This is a genomic window from Piscinibacter sp. PDB5-1, from assembly GCF_056676035.1.
On record NZ_JBWVZL010000003.1, the window covers coordinates 580,498 to 599,782 of the forward strand.

The window sequence follows — 19,285 nt, forward strand, 5'->3', positions numbered from 1 at the left end:
GATCATCGCGGCATGACGCTGGCCCTTGACCGCAACGCCCTCACTGTGACCTGCCTGTGCGCCGCGTGGTGCGGCGTGTGCCGCGACTACCGCGCGGTGTTCGACGCCACCGCTCGTCGCATGCCCGGCGTTCGCTTCGCCTGGATCGATGTCGAAGACGAAGCCGCGCGCATCGAGCCCATCGAGGTCGAGAACTTCCCGACCGTGTTGATCGCGCGTGGCGAGGTGCCGCTGTTCTTTGGCCCCATCACCCCACAGGCCGCCACCTTGCAGCGGCTGGTCGAAGCACATGCCGCCCCCGACCAGCCCGCATGGCACGACCCCGCAGTGGCCTGGCTCGTTCAACGCCTGCGGTGATCGGCAGGGCTCGCCTCACACGATGTCGTAGGTGCGCGCCCTGACCGCGCCGCCGTCGATCAGCAACTCGCCCATCGAGATCGGCAGGTTGAAGCGACGCGGCCCGGCGCTGCCGGGGTTCACGTAGAGCACGCCGTCGCGCTCTTCGATGCGCGGTCGGTGCGAATGGCCCGAAACCACGACGCGCGGCTGGTGCGAGCCCTTGAGCTTGGGCAGGTCGGCCAGGTCGTGCAGGACGAGCAGCGCCAGCTCGCCGATGTGCAGCGTCTCGACCTCGCGCAGCGCATCGAGCACGAAGTCGCCGACCACGTCGCCCGCATGCACGACGTGGTCGCAGCCGCGCAAGACGTCGAGCGCCTCGGGGCGCACCAGCCCGTGCGTGTCAGAGATGAGCCCGATGCGTGGCATGAGGTCGGCGGGGTCGAGAAAGACCGCGATTCTGCGCCGCAACACACACCCGAGTGCGCCCGTCGGAACGCACGGGCGTGCCACACTGGCATCTCACCCACCTGCCTGAGAGAAGTCGAATGGTTCGCACGCCGTCGATGGACGCCGTGTCCGCATTGATGCGCGAGGCCGCCGCCGAAAGCGTGCTGCCGCGCTTTCGCGCCCTGGCGAAGGGTGATGTTCAAGAGAAGGCCCCGGGCGAGCTGGTGACCGTGGCCGACCACGAGGCCGAAGCCTGGTTGACGCCGCGACTGGCCGCGCTGCTGCCCGGCTCGCGCGTGGTGGGCGAAGAGGCCGCCGCGGCCCACCCGCAGTTGCTCGATCACATGGACGAGGGCGCGGTCTGGCTGCTCGACCCGCTCGACGGCACCTCGAATTTCGTCAAGGGCCGCCACGACTTCGCCATGCTCGTGAGCCTGATGCAAGGCGGTGAAACCGTGGCTGCGTGGCTGTATGCGCCCTTTCGCGGCGACATGATCCAGGCGCAGCTCGGGGCCGGCGCATGGCGCGGCGACGGCTCGCGCCTGCGGGTGCCCGAACGCCCCGCCGGTCCGCCGCGCGGCATTGCGAAGTGGCGCTACATGCCGCCGCCGATGCGCGTGCCCTTCGCGCAAGGCGTGCCGGCCGAACGCGCCGTGTTCATCGACGGCACCGGCGCGACGGGCTGCGACTACCCGGCGTTGGTGCTGGACCGCTGGCAGTTCATGCTGCTGTGGCGCCTGCTGCCCTGGGACCACGCCCCCGGCGCCTTGCTGGTGACGGAGGCCGGTGGGCATGTCGCGCACTTCGACGGTCGGCCCTATCGCCCGGCCGACGCCACGCGCGGGCTGATCGCCGCGCACGACGCCGACGCGTGGCGTCAGGTGCGCGCGTTGATGCCGGCCGAGGGGCTGTCGGCCTGAAGCCGTTCGGCCCGGCGACCGAGGCCCAGCGCCACCGCCAACCAACCCGCCGCCACCGGCACCGACAGCCACGCGATCTGCCCGCCGTCGAGGCCCACCGTGCGCAGGCCGGTGAAGACCCACGCCGACGCCGTGTCGCCGGTGCGGTGCACCAGGGTGTCGATCACGTTCTTGGCCTTGTACTTCTGCTCGGGCGGCAGCACGTTGAAGAGCGTCTCGCGCGCCGGCTTGCTGAGCGCGTATTCACCGGCGCGCCGCAGCACGCCGAAGACCACCAGCACCGCCACCAGCGGGTAGGCGGCGAGCGCCGCAAAGCCCGCGATGCTCAGCGCCGGCAACACCGCCAGGGTGAAGCGCGTGCCCATGCGGGTGATCAGGCCGCGAAACGCCAGCACCTGCAGCAGCAGCGTCAGCACGTTCACGGCCAGGTCGATCTGCGCCAGCAGGCGCGTGCGCTCGGTGGTGTCGGTGACGACTTTGGGCACCATCTCAGCGCTCAGGAAGTAGAGAAACGTGGACAGCAGCGCGTAGCAAAACAGAAAGAGGCAGATGCCCAGCAGGTAGGGCGAGCGCAGCACATCGACGAGGCCGCTCCAGACGCTGCCCGACAGCGGCGCGTGTTCGCCATCGTCGGCGGCGCGCCCGTGCACGGGGGCGATGAGCCCAGCCTGCCGCCGCAGCGCGACGATCGCCGCGATGGCCACGCAGAGAAAACCCGCCGACACCAGCAGCAGGCCCCGCGCCCCCAGTGGGCCGACCAGCAGCGTGGTGATCAGCGGCCCCGTCAGCGCACCCAGCGTGCCACCGGCCGAGATGAAGCCGTACAGGCGCTGGGCCTGGCCGGTGCTGAAAAGGTCGGCCATGAAGCTCCAGAACACCGAGATCACGAACAGGTTGTAGACCGCCGCCCACACGAAGAACGCCCGCGCCACCCAGGGCCCTTGCACGCCGGCCGCGTCGAACACCCAGAAGAAACCGACCAGGTTGCAGGCGAAGAAGGCATACAGCCACGGCAGCAACTGGCGCCGCGCGAAGCGTCGGTTCAAGGCGCCGAAGATGGGCACCAGCACCAGCATCGACACGAACACCGCGCTGAACAACTCGTGCAGCACCGAGGGGCCGAGCTGCAGGCCCATCTCATCGCGGATGGGCCGCAGCACGTAGTAGCCCGCGAGCAGCGAGAAGAAGTACACGAACGACCACAGCACGGCCGAGAGTTCGGCCGGCGTGGCCCGCGCGGTCTTTTGCAGGAAGGCCTTCACGGGCGCGCCTTTGTTCTGGTTTTGTCGATGACGTGATGCGGCGACGAGCGCAGGGGCCGGTTGCGGCTGGCCCCTGCGCCCCGCCGCATCAGGCGGTGGCGGTCTGCGCCGCGCGGCGGTGGTCCACCAGTTCGGCAATCGTCAGCATCGGGAAGCCGTACCGGTGAGCAAAGCGCACGACTTGTGCGCCGCGCATCATCGTGCCATCGGCGTTCATCAGCTCGCACAGCACTGCGGCCGGCTTGAGGCCCGCCAGCGTGGCCAGATCGACCGCGCCCTCGGTGTGCCCGCGTCGCACCAGCACGCCGCCCGGCGTGGCCCGCAGCGGAAACACATGACCCGGCCGCACCAGGTCGGACGGCTGCGCGTCGTCGGCAATCGCCGCGCGAATGGTCGTCACGCGGTCGGCCGCGCTCACGCCGGTGCTGATGCCCTCGCGCGCCTCGATCGACACGGTGAAGGCCGTGCCGTAGCGGCTTTCGTTGCGCGACACCATCGGCGCCAGGTCGAGCGCACGCACGCGCTCGTCGGGCAGGCACAGGCACACGATGCCGCTGCATTCGCGGATCAGCATCGCCATCGTCGGCACGCTCAGGGCTTCGGCCGCGACGATGAGGTCGGCCTCGTTCTCTCGGTCGTCATCATCGAGCAGCACGACGGCGCGGCCCTCGCGCAGGGCCTGCAAGGCGGCTTCGATGCGCGCAGGCGCGTCGCCCGCCTCGTGAAGAGGCAATGCCGTGGGTGAAAAAACAGGAGAAGGGGAAGTGATTGACATGTGAAACGCTCCTCGCGTGAAGTGGGCGAAAAACGTTTCAGGGCGCACCGATGCCGCGGCCGCCGGCGCATGCACGCCGGCGCCCATGGCACCGCTGGCACACGTGAACAACACGCACGCGGCAGCCACAGCTGCACGCACGTGTTCGCGCACGAATGCCTGTCTTCTTTCATCCGGACTGTGACCGTCGGCCCTGGCATCGCACCAGATCTGCTGACCCTGCATGCCATGACGGCACCCAGGCGCTCGCGGGCTCGTTGCTTGCGCAACCTACCGCCGGTGGGGAGTTTCGCCCCGCCCTGAAGACGCATCGGCCAGATGGCTGGCCGACGGGGCAAATGATAGCCGCGCGTCCTTTTCTCGATGCGACACGAACCCGGCACGGTTTCACGCCTTTGGACTCAAGTTCTGGCGTCGGTGGCCGATCACCAGGCGTGCAGGCGGCAAGTGCTTGGCCGCATCTGCGTGCACGCAAGAAAAAAAAGGATCACGGTGGACGACCTGACCCCCAGCCCGCAGCCTTCGAGCGAGCCGGCATCCGACGCATCCCCCGACAAGGGAGGCGCCGCGAACCCGGCACCAGCGCCGGCGCCCTCGCCTGCCCCCGCGCGCCGTGCCGTGGCGCCGCCGCCTTCATTCGACGCGACCCCGATCTACCGCGTGGTGGAAGTCACGCGCGATGGCAACGGCCGCCTGCGCAAGGAAGGCCGCGTGTGGCACACCGACCTCAATCGCATGCGCAAGTTCGGCCGCGCGGTCGCCTCGAACACCGCATCGCACAAAGTGCTGATCACCGACGCCACGGGCGATGTGATGGAAGAGTTGTCGCCCCCCGCCGCAGAAGACCGCCAAGCGCGCTGGGACAACTGGCAAAGCATCGCGCTGCCGCCCTGCCCGCCCAAGGCGCGTCGCAAGCCGCGCACGAGCCGACCCACCGCCGCGCCGCTGCCCAGCGGCCCAAACCCCTTCGGAGCGCTCGACGTCGAGGCCCTGCGCACGGCCCTGGCGGGCGCCGAGCAACAGCACGCAGCCCCCCCGGGGCCAGCGGCAGCCGCCACATCCGAGGAGGCGGCATCGGGCGAGTCGCAGCACCCCACGGGCAGCGACGTCGACGTGCAGGTGCTGCTGCCGTGACGGCCTCGTGAGGGTCGGCGGGGCACTGCGGCGTCGCCCGGCGACACGGCGGGCTCATCCGGCCCTTGGTTTCGCGTTTGAACGCCCTCGGGTCCAAGGTCTTACATCGGCCGGACAACCCCGCTACGAGCATACGAACGCCGGCGTGGGGTGCTGACGTCGCGCAGGTCGATGCGGCGCCAGCGCGCCTCGGCAAAGCTGTAAACCGCGAAGGCGGCGAGACCCAGGCCGATGATCGACAACAGCAGGCTGCCGAACGGCAGGCCTTGCAACGCGTCGAGCGCCTCCTTCAGTCCAGGCGGTTCGGTCGGGTCGTGTCGCGCGCCACCCAAGAACAGCAGGGCGGCCATCACCAGGAATACGACGCCTCGCGCGGCCAGGCCGACTTGCGAGATCGGGCGCACCCAGCGCATCACGTGCTCGGGGCATTGGAAGTAGCGCTCAAAGCCGGCCCGCCACCCCTTCACCAGGTGGGCGACGCCGACACCCAGCGGAACGAGCGCAATCGCATAGATCAGCAGGTTCGAATTCTCGAACCCCAGCACACGTGACAACAGGTCCTGGCCCGCGCCGTCGTCGCCGCCTGCCGCCACGTCCCAGGCACTGACGAGGCTCAGCGCAAAGAAGGCCAGCAGGACGTGGGTGATGCCACTCGCGACCAGCGCCGCGCGAATGACCAGCCCCTTCAGATCTGAACCGTGGTTGTCGGTGTCCGCCAGGGCCTGGATCATCCGCCACATGGCGTAGCCGATGAGGCCGACGACCACGGCCCACATCAGGGCCCGACCGTAAGGCTCACCCAGGATCTGCTCCACCGCGCCCTTGGTGCTGACGTTGGCCCCGCTTCCACTTGCCGCCTGGACCGCGAAGAACGCAACGATGGCGTAGACGACGCCACGCGCGGCATAGCCGCTGCGGGCCAGCAGTTCCAAACCTCGCGTCGCATTCACCGGCGCAGTTGCTACCTTGGGCATGGGCCACCTCCGTGCAAGAGCCGCCGGTTTCAGCCACCGGCCGATCCATGGGCAAACGCAATGCCGGGGTCGCAGCCACGCTTTCGGGCACACGACAGTCAAATCTGCCGCGCCGTACGCCCCGTTGCGGCAACTGTTCCCCAACGATTCCGAATGCCTCGGATGCCCTGGTACCGCGGAAAGTCGTGGCGGTGCAGGGCGGGCTTTGGAACTGGAATTGCGACCTGGCGCGCCCGCCCCGAGGGAAACACCGACGGAGTCTTCCGATGACGAACCTCAGCGCTGAACTTTTGTCGCGTGAGCTGCGGCATCGCGCCAATGATCGGACTCCAGCAGATGAAGGTGCTCGCTGACTCGCCCCAACGGCGCGGTCAACCACTCGCGTGGCAAGCCTTCATGGCAGATGCGACGAACGTCGGACAGGCTTTCGATGGCTCGCTCGATTTCGCGTTGCATGAGCCACGTGGGTGCGAGCAAGCCGGGGAGGCCCTTAGCGCCGAAGGCCGTGTCGAGCGCACCGCGCTCGCGCCCCACGACGGCAAAAAAACACGGCCCGCTGAAGACCCTCGCGCGTGAACGGGGAATCTGCACCCAGCCCGTGGGTGTGCCCTGGCGACACACCTCGGGCAGCACGCCGAAATGCATCTGAAACCACGGGGCCTTGCGCTGGCTGAAGGCGATCACCAGCGCGGGCCATTCAGGGCCGATGCGCCGCAGCAGCGGGATGGTGTCGGGCCGACCATCGGCCATGTCGCCGAACTCGGCCACGGTACGGGCCCATTCGAAGCCTTCGCGTTCGAGCATGGGCACCAGTTGAGCGAGCACCATCGCGGCGAGTTTCGCGGTGCGCGGTGGCGCCGATTGGCACCACCGCTCGAAACGCTGTCGGGTGTCGCGGCTCAAACCAGGTCGGCCTTCAATAGGACTGCGAGCCGGCATACGGCGCCACGGGCGCCACCGAACGCCCGGGCAAACCGCCGACCGTGTAGCCGCCGCTGCCGTCTGAGATGCCGCCACCGAACATCGCGGAGATGATGCCCGAGATGGTGTCGTAGTCCCAGCGGTGCACGGTGAGGTCTGTGCCCGCGATGTCGCGCGCCAGGCGTTGCATCTTCGAGAGGTCGGCGGTGCCGAACTTCGATTCGATGAAGTTGCGGAAGCCCTCGAGCTGGAAGTCGAAGGTGGACTTGCCCGCGCCGTTCGGCGCCTGCTCGATGAAGTCCTTGCCGGTGGCGATGAGGCCGAGGCGGGTGAGCATCTCGCCGATCTCGCCCTTGGTGCCGGTCGAGACGAACTCCTTGAAGACGTAGGGCACGGCGGCGTCGGCCACCTTGCCTCCGACCGCGCCGAGGGCCGTGTCCACCACCAGGCTCGAAGCGCTGACGCTGTCGCCGTTGAGCAGCGCGTTGATGGCCTGCGTGGTGGCATTGCCGGCGGCACCGGCCGCCGCGCCGGCGCACATCGGGCCGCAGGTCACGGCAGCGGCCCCCCCGACCGCGCCGCCGACCAGCGCACCGGCGTAGTCGCCGAGCGAGCTCATCTGGCCGCGGGCCAGGTCGATGCCGGCTTGCACGATCAGCCCCCCCAGACCGCCGACGATGGCCGCGCCCACGTGCATGGGCGAGTTGCCGCTGGGGTCGATGGCATCGACCGGGGCGTTACCGACGTAGGCATAGGCGTGCAGGCCGCCGTTGAGGCCGATCGGGTCACGCTGGGTGAAGCGGCCGAGCGTCGGGTCGTAGTAGCGTGCTCGGTGGTAGACGAGGCCGGTCTCGTCGGCCTCTCGGCCGGTGAAGCCATAGGGCGACACGCTGCCACTGGCGGCGATGCGTTCGCCCCAGGCGTCGAACCGCTGCGAGCCGGTGACGGTGCCGCTGCCCTGCGTCACCGCCACGACGCTCATCAGGCCGTCCTGGTGCAGATACTGGCTGGCGCCGCTGGACGGGATGCGGATCAGCGTGCTGTCGATGGTGTCGCCATGCACGTGCTGCGCGGCGGGCGTGCCCCACGCGGCGCCGTACTCGGCCAGCACATGCAGGCCGTCGTGCAGGTAGTTCGTGGCCGAGCCCGACACGGTCTTGGCCACACGGCGGCCCTGGTCGTCGTACAGGTACTGCGACACCTGCGCGCCCAGCGTCGCCTGCACCAGGCGGTTGAGTGCGTCGTAAGCGAGCGCGAGGCCGGTGTCGCTGCGCGAGACGAGGTTGCCGGCCGCGTCGTGGCCCAGCGCGGCGAGCAGCGGCCCCGCGGTGCTGCCCGAGCGGATCTCGACCAGTTGGTTGGCCGCGTCGTGCAGGTAGTGCAAGGCCGTGCCGCTGCCCACCTGGCGCACCGTGCGGTTGCCGAGCGGGTCGTAGCCGAAGGTCTGCAACTGCGCCGGTGTGCCGTTGTCCACGGCCACGAGGCGGTTCAAGGCGTCGTGGGTGTAGGTGTGGCTGACCGTGGTCGCGCCGATGCGCTCGGCGTGTGAGCCGCGGTTGCCCATCGGGTCGTAGCCGTAGGTGTGGCTGCTGGCGATGGTGGCGCCGTCGCGGTGGGTGAGCGACGCGAGCGTGTTGTCGGCGTTGTAGGCGTAGCGGCTGCTGAGCAGCGCGCCGTTGGCGGTGGCGAGCCAGCGCTCGGTCAGGCGGCCCCCGGCGTCGTAGGCGAAGGCCGCGTAGTCGCCGTTGGGCGCCCACAGGCCGGCGAGTCGGCCGCGTGCGTCGTAGTCGTAGTCGGTGCGGTTGCCGTCGCTGTCGATCACCGCGTTGAGCAGGCCGCCGGGGCTACGCTGATAGGTGAGCGTCTTGCCGGCACGGCTGTCGCGCACGCTGCGCAGGCGGTGGGCGGCGTCGTAGGCATAGTCGTAGGTGACGGCGGGCGATTGCGCGCGGGTCACCTGCCCCAACGCATTGCGCGTGTAGCGGTACTCGTTCCCATCGTGGTCGCGCACGCGTTCGAGCTGGTGGCCGTAGGCCCAGGTGTAGGTACTCGTCTGCCCGCGCGGGTCGGTGGACTGCACGGGGTTGTTGTGCTCGTCGTAGGTGTAGAGCCAGGCCCGGTCCAAGCCGTCGGCGTCGCGCACCTTGCGGCCGAAGTCGTCGTAGGCCATGGCGTTTTGCACGCTCACCACGTCGGCGGCCGTGCTGGCGCCGCTCAGGTCGGTGGTGTGGCCGGCTTCGAGTGCGGTCAGGCGTCCGAGCGCGTCATAGCGGTAGCGCACCACGGGCCGGATGTTTCCGAGCGTGGCGTCGACGACCTGCGGGCCCACCGTGCGCACAGGGCGGTTCAGTTCGTCGTAGGCGGTGTCGGTCACGCGGGTGGTGGTGCCGTCGCTGCCGCGCGTGGTGACGCGCACCACGTTGCCCACCGGGTCGTAGTCGAACTCGGCGCGGCGGCCGACCGGGTCCACGGTGCTGGCGAGGCGGCCATCGCGTGGCGCGCCGTGGTACTCGTAGCGGGCGACGCTGCCATTGGCGTTGGTGATGCTGCGCGGGCGCCCCTGCACATCGACCGTGCGCTCGATGGCCTGGCCCTCGGCGTCGATGCCGCGCAGCCAGTGCTGGCCGGCGTCGTACTCGTAGGCGTAGGTCTGGCGATCGGGGTTGGTCACCTCGACCAGGTTGCCGGCCGCGTCGTACGCGAAACGGGTGACATGGCCGCCGGCGTCGGTGCGCGAGAGGCGGCGGTCGTTGAGGTCGAAGCTCGACGAGGCGCTGTCGACCAGCACGCCCTCGACGTCGAGGCGTTCGCCGACTACGTTGTCGTTGTCGTCATGGCGCACGCTGCGCCAGCGGCCGGTCCTGTCGGTGCGGCGCACGACGCGGTCGCCACTGTCGTACTCGAACTCGCGGCGCTGCCAATCGCCGTCGATGCCGCTGCGCACCCGGCCGAGCGCGTCGTAGCTGACGGTGGCTGTCTGCGTGGTGGGCACGGTCTCGGCGTTCTTGCGGCCGGTGCGCGACACCGACACCGGGTGCAGCCCATTGGCGTCGTACGCGACCGACACGATCGGGCCGCTGGGGCTGAGCGCGGTGTTGGAGGCGATCTGCGCGGCGAAGTCGCGCACATGCTTGCGCGACGCGAGGTTGCCGCGTGCGTCGTAGCCCATCACGCGCCAGGCCGCGACCTGCGAAGCGGCCGTGGGCACGAAGCCGGCCGGGTCGAGCGCGTTGCAGTCGTTGGCCGCGCAGAAGGCGCGGCTCAGGCGGATCTCTTGCAGCAGGTTGCCCTGCGCGTCGTACTTCAGCACCGCCGTGTGGCCGTTGCCGTCGCGCACCTTGCCCGGCTGGTTGAAGGCATTGAAGTGCGAATAGCGTTCGAGCGCGCCCGAGGGATGCTGCAACTGCGTGACGTTGCCCTGCGAGTCGAACTGATAGGTGGTGGTGAGCCCCATCGGGTCGTGCTTGGCGATGCGGTTGTGCACCACCTCGGGCGAGGTGGTGTCGTAGTCGTAGTCGAAGCGCGTCGAGGCCCCGTTCTCTTCGACCACCTGCACGGTGTTGCCGTGGCGGTCGAAGAAGTACTGCCGCTGATGGCCGCGTTCATTGGCCTGCACCGTTTCGCGGCGGAAGTCGTTGTAGCTGTAGACCCGCGCATGGCCCATGCCGTCGATGCGGCGGAACAGGCGCCCGGTGGCGTAGTACTCGTAACGCAGCCCATTGCCACGCGGCAGCGTGTAGGCCTTGAGGCGGTGCGCGAGGTTGGCCCCGTCGGCGGCGCTGAAGTACTCGTAGCGCATCGGCGCCTGCAGGCCTGCGATGGCGCGTGGGTTCGAGAACGAGACCAGGTCGCCGCTGGCCGCGTCGTACCCATAGCGGAACTGCCGGCCAGACCAGTCGCTGAGCTGGGTGATGCGGCCGTTTCCGTCGTAGCTGAACGTGAGGCTGCGTGCAGCGCCATCGCTCACGCTGCACAGGCGCTGCGCGCAGGCCGGACCGTAGTTGAGCGTGAGGGTGTTGCCGTTGCGGTCTTGGATCGAACTGAGCCGGGCGCGCTGGCCCGCCGTACCCCCGACCGTCTCGAAGCGGTAGCGCAGGCCGTCTTTCTCGCGCACGACGTAGCTGCCGTCGGGCTCGCGCGTCATCGTCGCGAAGCTGCCCGGTTGGCGCACGAAGCTGCTGCCGATGGGCACGCCCGTGGCGTTGCCGGCCACGGCGAAGAGCTTCTGGCCGCCGGTGCCGTCGGTCCAGCCGACCGTGGAGGTCAGGCCGTCGCTGTCGCCGGCATCGGTGGCGCCGTTGCCGTTGTCGTCGTTGAAGCTCAGGAACTGGTTGAAGCTGTGCGTCCACCCGAAGCCCAGCGGACCGGGTTGCGGGTCGCGCGAGTTGTAGGCACGCTCGAAGACGAACGGCAGGTTGCCGCGCCCGCTGACCGCGAGGTCGCGTTCACTGCGAAAGACGTTGCCTGTCGCCACGTTCACGTCGCCGTCGATCACGGTGTGCCGTGCGTCGAAGCCGTTGTTCAGGCCGGCGCCGTTGACCGGGTACGGCAAGGCCGGGTTGGGTGTGGCGTACCCGCTGCCTGCGCCCGCGTCGTGCGTGTTCAGCGGGGCGGCGCCGTCTTGCACCGTGTAGCCCCCCGAGCCGCCATTGATGATGAAGGCGGCCACGCTCTCTTGGCCGGTACCGCTTTGCGTGTTGTCGAGCGCGCCGACGAACACGCTGCCGCGCCAGCCGCCGTAGTGGATCAGCGAACGTGGCAGCGTGACTGTGAAGCCCTGGTCGATGTAGTTGGCGCGGATCGAATCGAGCCAGCACTGCGGGTAGTTCAGGTTGCTCATCGACAGCGAGCAGCCCGGATTGGTCGCGATGGTCGCGCTCTGCATGGCCCAGTTGGCGCTGTCGGTGGTCAGCAGCGGGATGCCGGCTTCGCTGGCGAACTGCATGCCGCGGGTGGTCGAGACCGCGTCCATGCGCACGTTTTCCTGCCAAACGAAGTATTCGTAGGCCGAACTGCTGTAGCCGCTCAACAAGAAGGTTTTCCAGACCAGGTCGCCGGTGACCAGATCGACGCTGCGCGAGCGCCCGCCCGGCACATCGATCAGAAAGCCGGTGCGCGCCACCGCGAAGGGCACGTCGAAGAGGTACAGCACCTTCATCTGCGTGCCGGTGAGCCCCAGGTGGTTGCCCACGTCGCCCGAACCGCCGTCGAGCTGGCCGATGCGGCGCGAGGCGTCCGAGATCTGCCGCATGTACTTGAGCCCCGCGAAGTGCAGGAACTCGCCCTCGGTCGCATCGAGGTTCTGGTGCGGCGAGGCCACGGCGCGCACGTTGGCCAGCAGGCCCGCGGCACGCTCGGTCAACAACCGGTCGGACGCCTGGAAGGCATAGGCCTGCAGCGCGTGGTAATTGGCCGCGTGGATGTTGTCGTAGGCGACGCTGTTGAGCGTGGGGTTGGCCAACTCGGCCATCGTCACGCTCATGGTGAGCTGGTTGTTGGTGCTGCACAGCGCGAGCGGCGACGTCGCCGGGCCTGCCGCGACCTCGCTGCCTTCGACACCGGCCACCTGGCCACGCAGCACCGGCACCACGTTGACCGTGCACGGCAGCGGCGTCGCCAGCGAGCCGTCGTTCTGCCAGCCGCTGAGCGTGGCCTGGTCGGCCGGGGTCGCGCCGCGGAAAGACAGCGTCACGCGGCTCAGGGCCGTCTGCGGCAACGACAAGGTGGCACTCAGCAGTGGTGCGCCGGCGCCATCGGCCGCGGTGATGTTGAGCTTTTGGCGGTGGCTGTCGGGCAGCTCGGCCACCGAGGCACTGGTGCTGCCGTCCCACGCGAGAAATTCGTCCACGTCGAACGGGGTGCTGACGGGCAACACGTCGATGCGCAGGTCGTTGATGCGACCTTGGTAGGGCACGTCGCCCAGCGACGCGTTGGCGTTGGCCGTGCGCACGGCCTGCTCGACCTGGCGTGCGAAGTGCTCATGCGGCAACAGGTCGGTGCGGCGCTGCAGAAAGCCCGCGTAGTCGAACGGCACGTCGATGGCGATGCCGGCCTGGTAGCTCGCGTCTTTCACGCTGCCATCGAGCGGCACCCAGCGTGCCCCCGAATCGTTGTGCGGCAGGCCGCGGTAGTGCGCATACGGCACGCAGGCTTCGACCCACACGTGGGTGAACGAGACGCCGGTGGCCTGCCCGCCCGCATTGTTGATGGTGATGACCGAGGGGTTCTGCCCCTGGCTCAGCATCGCGGCGGCCCCGGCGTACGACTTCGCGCCGACCCAGCGGCCGAAGCGACCGCCCAGGGCATCGGGCGCCACGTCGGTCATGCGCGCCTGGCCCTTGACGTAGCGCGCCGGAATGTTCGACGCGCGCAGCAGGGCGATCAGCAACGAGGCCTGGTCGGTGGCCCCGCCCGCGCCCGACACCAGCGTGCCCACCGCCCCTTTCAACGAACCGTAGTAGGGCTCGAAGGCGATGTGCCGGTGCACGTGCTGCAGGATCTTGGCCGGCGAATAACCGAGCTGTTGCGCGAGCGCGCGGATCTCGGGCGTGAGGCGCACATCCGGCGTCTCGCCCAGGGCGGCAGCGATGTCGGCGGGCGTGCCGCACTGGGCCACGCCGCTAGGCAGTTCGGGAGGCGCGGCGAGCGCCATCGCGGCACTGCTGCGCAGGGCCAACTGCGTGTCGCCGCTGCCGGCCCCACCCAGGTATTGCGGCGCCTCGGCGGCACGGCGCGCCGCCGAGGCGGGCTGCGCGCTCTGGCTGCGCCAGTTGGGGCGCGGCACCGGCATGTCGGGGCGGTCGCGCACGGTGATGGCGCCATGCACCTCGTGCAGCGATGCGCGCGCACGTGCCGCCGCTGCGGCCAAGCCACTGGCATCGGCCCGCGCCACGCCGCGCAAGGCCTGCTCGACGCTGTCGAAGCGGGTCTCGACACGCTGCACGAGGGCATCCCATTCGGCCAGGCGGTCGGTGCCGGCATGCGCCGCGAGCTTCTGGCGCATCGCGTCGAGCCGCTGGCGGGCTTCGTGGCGCAGTTGTCGAATCTGCTGCAACTGGCCTTCGACCAGCATGCGGGATGCGGCGGGCGATGCCGCCGTGGCCGATCGGCCCACGCCCGAACGCTGGGCCATGCCGCGCAGCAGTTCGTCGGTTTCGTCGAAGCGCTGGCGCAGCAGCTGGGGCAGCGGGTCGGGCGCGGTGATGCGTTCGCGCACCAGGCGTTGGATCACCTCATCGGCCAGCGGGGCGGTCTCGGGCCGGGGGCTCTGCGCGTGCGAAGGCGCCAGGGCGCAGAAGGTCGCCAGGCCCAGCGCGACACGGTGCAAGCGGTGAAACCAAGCGGCGCTCATTGCGACCTCCGAACGAAGAATCGGCTCATCAGCGCGGCACCCAGAACCAGCAGCGCCCACGGCGGCAATGGCACCTCGCCTTCGGGGGCCGCCGCAGCGGCCGCGATCTCGACCTGCGCCAGCACCACGTGGTCGGGCTGGCCGCCGGCGGCCACCGTGTAGTTGAAGTTGAAGGTGCCGGCGACCAGCGGCGTGCCAGAGAGGCGGCCGGTCACGGGGTCGAGCGTCAGACCATCGGGCACGTGGCCCTCGTCGAGTCGCCAGGTGGCCGATGCCAGCGGTGGCGTGGGGCCGGGCAGGTCCACGCTGAGCGCCACGTACTGCACGCCGCTGGCCAGGTGCTGCGCGATCGACACACCGGCTTCGGCCTGGCCGTTGCCATCGGCCAGGGCTCGCTGCGGGGCGTTCGGGTCGAGCCCGAGGCGGGCTTCGACGAGGTCGGGCACGCCGTTTCGGTTGGTGTCGGCCAGCGCGCCGTTGGCCAGCGCGGGCAAGGCCTGCAAGGCCAGCGCCGTGGCGAAGGCGTCACCGCCGGCCCAACTGCCGTCGGCCCCTTGCTGCTCGACCAGGTAGCGCTGCGCTTCGCCCATCGGCGCCGCATAGGTGCTGGGCTGCACATGGCGCAAGGCAAGGTAGGCGATGGCGGTCGAGAGCACGTCGCCGGTGCCGTCGTCGCCGAAGCCGCCGGTGGTGGCGTGCTGCCGCGCGAGCATCCACGTGAGGGCGTTGCTCACGCGGGTGGACAGCACGTGCGAGGTCGGGCAACTGAGGCTGCTGTAGCCGAGCGTGGTGCGCACACTGTGGATGGCCATCGCGGCATAGGCCGTGGGCAGCACCTGGCCGCTCGGGGCCGGGCCGGCGGTGTAGGCGAAGCTGTGGTCCGGCTTCAGCCCCGCGAAGATCGCGTTGCACAGCGTGCTGGGCACGGTGGACGCATTGGCCGTGCCGGTGCGCAATTGCGCGTTCAACGCGAGCGGCGTGTCGGGCAGGCTGCTGCCGTACCCAGGGTAGGCACCCCAGCCACGCTGGCCGTTCTGGGCCTGCGCGAGGCGCGTGCCCAGCGGCGCCGTGCCCACGCCGGCGGCATGCAGGCTGGCCATCTGGCGGGCCAGCGCATCCACGCTGCCGGCCTCGGTGTTTTGCAGGTGGCCCAGGGCCGACATGTACGGAAAGCCCCGGCGAATTCCCGCGTGGGCCAGCGCATCGAGCGCAGCACTGGTGGACTGCACCGACGCCTGCCCGGCGAGCGCCCAAGCGCCATCGCTGCGCTGGTGCGAGACCAGCCACGCCAGCCCGGCGATGCGCGCTTCGTTGATCTGCGCCGCCGTGGGCGGTGCGGCCAGCGCCGGTGCCCCCATGAGCAGCGCCACGAACCCACCCCACGCGGCGCGCGATGCTGCCGTTCCCGCTGTCCAGGCCATGCGCCCTCCCCTCGCTCTTGAACGCGCAGCATCGCGGGCCGAGGTGGCCTGCCGATGACGGATCGGGCCGGGCCCTAGTCCGTTCGGCCTCGCGCGCGCAGGCGCCAGTCGAGCGTGCAGGCCAGGCCTTCCCGCAAGGTGTGCGAAGGCGCGTAGCCGAGCCGCAGGCGGGCCTTGCCGATGTCGGCCAGCGAGTGCGCGATGTCGCCGGGCCGGGGCTCACCCAGCCGCGGTGCGGTGGCGACGAAGCCGGCCACGCGGGCCTGCAGGGCCTCGGTCATCGCGGCGTGCAGCTCCAGCAGCGTGTGGCGCTGGCCAACCGCGACGTTGTAGACCTCGTCGAGCGCGTCGTCGCGCTCGACCAGCGCGGCCAGCAGGTTGGCCTGCACCACGTTGTCGATGAAGCAGAAGTCGCGCGACGCGCTGCCGTCGCCATGCACCGTGCAGGGCTCGCCCTGGAGCAAGGCGTCGATCCAGCGCGGGATCACGGCCGCATACGGCCCATTCGGGTCTTGCCGGGGGCCGAACACGTTGAAGTAGCGCAGGCCGATGCTGCGCAGGCCGTAGCAGCGCGCAAACGACTGCGCGTACAGCTCGTTGAGGTGCTTGGTGGCGGCGTAAGGCGACAGTGGCCGCCCGATCGTGTCTTCGACCTTCGGCAGGCTGGGCGCGTCGCCATAGACCGCACTCGACGCGGCGTAGACAACGCGTGTCACGCCCGCATCGCGCGCGGCGACGAGCAGGTTGAGAAACCCGGTGGCGTTGACCTCGTGCGTGGCCAGCGGGTCGGCCACCGAACGCGGCACCGAGCCGAGGGCGGCCTGGTGCAGCACCACGTCGGCCTGCGCGCAGGCATGGGCACAGGCCGCGGGGTCGCGGATGTCGCCCTCGATGAAGCGCCAGTCGGCGCCCGGGCCGAAGCGCGTGAGCACCTCGTCGAGGTTGCGCCGCGAGCCGGTCGCAAAGTTGTCGAGCCCTGTCACCGGCTGGCCCGCGGCGAGCAAGGCTTCAACCAAGTGCGAGCCGATGAAGCCCGCACAGCCGGTCACCAGCCAGCGGCGGGGCGCCGAGCGCAGTCGCTCGCGGATGTCATTGAGCGCCGCGCCGCCCCTCACAGACGCCACACGTGGATGCCGCGCTCACGCAGCGCCACCGCATCGGCGGTGCATTTCACATCGGCGAACACCGCGCCGGGCAGCATCTTGCCGAGCAGTTCGTCGGTCGAGCGGGCCACCAGCGCGTCGTGCGCGACGGCGCTGATGACGGCGGCCGCGGGCGGCAGGTCGTCCCACTCGATGAGCTGCACGCCGTATTCGTGGGCGGCATCTTCGGGCGAGGCCACCGGGTCGTGCACGGTCACGTTGATGCCGTAGCTGCGCAGTTCGTGGATCACGTCGATGACCTTCGAGTTGCGCAGGTCGGGGCAGTTTTCCTTGAAGGTCATGCCCAGCACCAGCACGCGCGAGCCCTTGACCGTGAGGCCGGCCTGGATCATCGACTTGACCGTCTGCTCGGCCACGTACTTGCCCATGCCGTCGTTGATGCGCCGACCGGCCAGGATGACCTGCGGGTGGTGGCCCACCATCTCGGCCTTGTGCGTGAGGTAGTACGGATCGACACCGATGCAGTGCCCCCCCACCAGGCCCGGCCGGAAGGGCAGGAAGTTCCACTTCGTGCCGGCCGCCTGCAGCACCTCGTGCGTGTCGATGCCCAGGCGGTGGAAGATCAGCGCCAGCTCGTTGACAAGCGCGATGTTGAGGTCGCGCTGGGTGTTCTCGATCACCTTCGCGGCTTCGGCCACCTTGATGCTGGTCGCCCGGTGCACACCGGCCTTGACGATGCTGCCGTAGACCCGGGCCACGAGGTCGAGCGTCTTGGGCGTGTCGCCCGACACCACCTTCACGATGGTCGTCAGCGTGTGTTCGCGGTCGCCCGGGTTGATGCGCTCGGGCGAGTAGCCGACGAAGAAATCCTGCTTCCAATTCAGGCCCGAGTGCTGCTCGATCACCGGAATGCAGACCTCTTCGGTCGCGCCCGGGTAGACGGTGGACTCGAACACCACGGTGGCGCCGCGCTTGAGGTTGCGGGCCACGGCGGTGCTGGCCGAGATCAGGGGCGACAGATCGGGGGCACGCGAGTCGTCCACCGGCGTGGGCACGGCGACGATCACGACGTCGGCGTCGCGCAAGGCACTGGCCTCAGTGGTGGCCATCAGGCGGTGCGCGGCCTTGAGGTCACGGGTGCTCACCTCGCCGGTGGGGTCGATGTGCTGGTTGTAGGCCCGCACCTTCTTCGCGCACAGGTCGAGACCGATGGTGGGGTAGCGCTTGCCGAACTCCACCGCCAAGGGCAGGCCCACGTAGCCCAGCCCCACCACGGCGATGGTCAGCGTGGCGGCTTCGGGTTCGTCGCCCTGGGCGTCGGCCAGGCGCAGGGCACCGCCCCGCATGGCGGGCACGAGGCCCAGCATGCCGGGGTCGAAGGCGAGGCGGCCTGAGAACAAGCTTGCGGTCATGGTGTATCCCCTGTGGCCGCCGCGGCGAGCCGGTGTTTTTGGTGGAGCCAGGCGACCAGGTGCGCAGCGATGCGCTGCGCGCTGTGGCCGTCCCAGCCCTCGGGCAGCGGCTTGCGCGGCTGCGGGGTGGTCGAGAGGTCGTCGAGCGCGGCATGCAGCGCCACCACGTCGCGCGGCATCAGGCGGTTGGTGCCGTGGGTGACGGTGACGGGGCGCTCGGTGCTGTCGCGCAAGGTGATGCAGGGCACGCCGAGCGCGGTGGTTTCTTCTTGCACGCCGCCCGAGTCGGTGAGCACCACGTGCGCGTGCTGCATCAGGCCCACCATCTGCAGGTAGCCCTGCGGCGGCAGGCTCACGATGCGCGGGTGGCTCAGGCGGTGCAGCAGCCCGAAGCGTTCGAGGTTGGCGCGGGCACGCGGGTGCATGGGCCACAGCACCGCCATGCGTTCGGCCACCGAGCGCAGCAGCTCGACCAGCTCGGCCAGCACCTCGGGCGAATCGACGTTCGACGGCCGGTGCAGCGTGGCCAACGCAAAGCCTGCATTGAGCAAAGGCAGCGGCTCGATGCCGGCGTCGATCAGCGTGACCTGCGGCACCACGGCGCGGGGCTGCGCGGCGAACAGCGAGTCGATCATCAGGTTGCCCGCGAACACCACACGCTCGGCAGGCACCCCCTCGCGCGCCAGGTTGGCGTGGGCCTCGCGTTCGGTCGTGTACAGCAGGTCGGCGACCTGGTCGACCAGCACGCGGTTGATCTCTTCGGGCATGGCCCGGTCGAAGCTGCGCAGCCCGGCCTCGACGTGCACCACGGGCACGCCGCGCTTGACGGCCACCAGGGTGCACGCGAGCGTCGAGTTCACGTCGCCCACGACGACCACGCACGAAGGCGCGTGGCGGTCGATCAGCGGCTCGAAGCGCTTCATGACCTCGGCCGTCTGCACCGCGTGCGAACCCGAGCGCACGTCGAGGTTCTCGTCGGGTTGGCGCAGTTGCAGGTCGTCGAACAGGCGGTCTTTCATCGCCGGGTCGTAGTGCTGGCCGGTGTGCACCAGCACGCTGGGCGGCGCCTCGGGCATCGCCTGCAGGGCGTGCAGCAGCGGGGCCATCTTCATGTAGTTGGGTCGTGCCCCGACCACCCCGAGGATGGGCCCGAGGCGGCCGGCCGAAGCCGGGTCACTGGCCGGAAGAACGCCGGCCGTCAGATCGCGTGCGCTCATGGCCGTGGG

At 69.9% G+C, this 19,285-nt stretch carries 13 protein-coding genes and 1 riboswitch; of the genes, 3 read left to right on the top strand and 10 right to left on the bottom strand.

Translation table 11 applies throughout. From position 1 onward, the window contains the following. Window positions 1–12 precede the first annotated feature (12 nt). Window positions 13–357, top strand: coding sequence for a thioredoxin domain-containing protein (locus tag AC1KAT_RS15605; RefSeq protein ID WP_480327539.1), 345 nt, complete (start codon window positions 13–15; stop codon window positions 355–357). Window positions 358–372: 15 nt separating this feature from the next. Here the strand turns inward: AC1KAT_RS15605 and AC1KAT_RS15610 are convergent, their stop codons facing one another. Then, window positions 373–765, bottom strand: a complete 393-nt coding sequence (locus AC1KAT_RS15610; protein ID WP_480327540.1) for a metallophosphoesterase family protein — start codon at window positions 763–765, stop codon at window positions 373–375. Between the two features lie 119 nt (window positions 766–884). Between AC1KAT_RS15610 and AC1KAT_RS15615 the strand changes: the two genes are divergently transcribed. Next, complete coding sequence (locus AC1KAT_RS15615) at window positions 885–1,706, top strand: inositol monophosphatase family protein (RefSeq protein ID WP_480327542.1); 822 nt, start codon at window positions 885–887, stop codon at window positions 1,704–1,706. On the opposite strand, the gene AC1KAT_RS15620 is transcribed toward AC1KAT_RS15615, so the two are convergent. Together AC1KAT_RS15620 and ribB are read right to left on the bottom strand one after the other, a co-directional pair. After that, the gene (locus AC1KAT_RS15620) at window positions 1,664–3,106 is read right to left on the bottom strand and encodes an NTP/NDP exchange transporter (protein ID WP_480327543.1); all 1,443 of its coding nucleotides are present in this window, start codon (window positions 3,104–3,106) and stop codon (window positions 1,664–1,666) included. The genes AC1KAT_RS15615 and AC1KAT_RS15620 overlap by 43 nt on opposite strands. Beyond that, window positions 3,057–3,743, bottom strand: coding sequence for a 3,4-dihydroxy-2-butanone-4-phosphate synthase (gene ribB / locus AC1KAT_RS15625; protein WP_480327545.1), 687 nt, complete (start codon window positions 3,741–3,743; stop codon window positions 3,057–3,059). Before ribB ends, AC1KAT_RS15620 begins: the two co-directional genes overlap by 50 nt. A gap of 157 nt (window positions 3,744–3,900) precedes the next feature. Continuing rightward, window positions 3,901–4,054: riboswitch (FMN riboswitch) on the bottom strand. A 181-nt stretch (window positions 4,055–4,235) separates the two neighbouring features. Between ribB and AC1KAT_RS15630 the strand changes: the two genes are divergently transcribed. After that, a complete protein-coding gene (locus AC1KAT_RS15630; protein ID WP_480327547.1) occupies window positions 4,236–4,877 on the top strand; it encodes a hypothetical protein in 642 nt (213 codons plus the stop codon). Between the two features lie 101 nt (window positions 4,878–4,978). On the opposite strand, the gene AC1KAT_RS15635 is transcribed toward AC1KAT_RS15630, so the two are convergent. The 7 genes from AC1KAT_RS15635 to wecB all read right to left on the bottom strand — a co-directional run bounded on the left by AC1KAT_RS15635 (window position 4,979) and on the right by wecB (window position 19,276). Further along, a complete protein-coding gene (locus AC1KAT_RS15635) occupies window positions 4,979–5,851 on the bottom strand; it encodes a DUF1206 domain-containing protein (protein WP_480327549.1) in 873 nt (290 codons plus the stop codon). A gap of 276 nt (window positions 5,852–6,127) precedes the next feature. Then, window positions 6,128–6,619 carry a hypothetical protein gene (locus AC1KAT_RS15640; RefSeq protein WP_480327551.1) on the bottom strand — a complete coding sequence of 164 codons (492 nt, stop codon included), beginning with the start codon at window positions 6,617–6,619 and terminating at the stop codon, window positions 6,128–6,130. A 148-nt stretch (window positions 6,620–6,767) separates the two neighbouring features. Continuing rightward, window positions 6,768–14,123: an RHS repeat-associated core domain-containing protein gene (locus AC1KAT_RS15645; RefSeq protein ID WP_480327553.1), complete on the bottom strand. Its 7,356-nt coding sequence runs from the start codon at window positions 14,121–14,123 to the stop codon at window positions 6,768–6,770. Then, window positions 14,120–15,544: a putative Ig domain-containing protein gene (locus AC1KAT_RS15650; protein ID WP_480327555.1), complete on the bottom strand. Its 1,425-nt coding sequence runs from the start codon at window positions 15,542–15,544 to the stop codon at window positions 14,120–14,122. Before AC1KAT_RS15650 ends, AC1KAT_RS15645 begins: the two co-directional genes overlap by 4 nt. Before the next feature lie 74 nt (window positions 15,545–15,618). After that, window positions 15,619–16,668, bottom strand: coding sequence for an SDR family oxidoreductase (locus AC1KAT_RS15655; protein WP_480327556.1), 1,050 nt, complete (start codon window positions 16,666–16,668; stop codon window positions 15,619–15,621). Continuing rightward, window positions 16,656–18,059 carry a nucleotide sugar dehydrogenase gene (locus AC1KAT_RS15660; protein ID WP_480327558.1) on the bottom strand — a complete coding sequence of 468 codons (1,404 nt, stop codon included), beginning with the start codon at window positions 18,057–18,059 and terminating at the stop codon, window positions 16,656–16,658. Before AC1KAT_RS15660 ends, AC1KAT_RS15655 begins: the two co-directional genes overlap by 13 nt. After that, the gene (gene wecB, locus AC1KAT_RS15665) at window positions 18,056–19,276 is read right to left on the bottom strand and encodes a non-hydrolyzing UDP-N-acetylglucosamine 2-epimerase (protein WP_480327559.1); all 1,221 of its coding nucleotides are present in this window, start codon (window positions 19,274–19,276) and stop codon (window positions 18,056–18,058) included. Before wecB ends, AC1KAT_RS15660 begins: the two co-directional genes overlap by 4 nt. Window positions 19,277–19,285 lie beyond the last annotated feature (9 nt).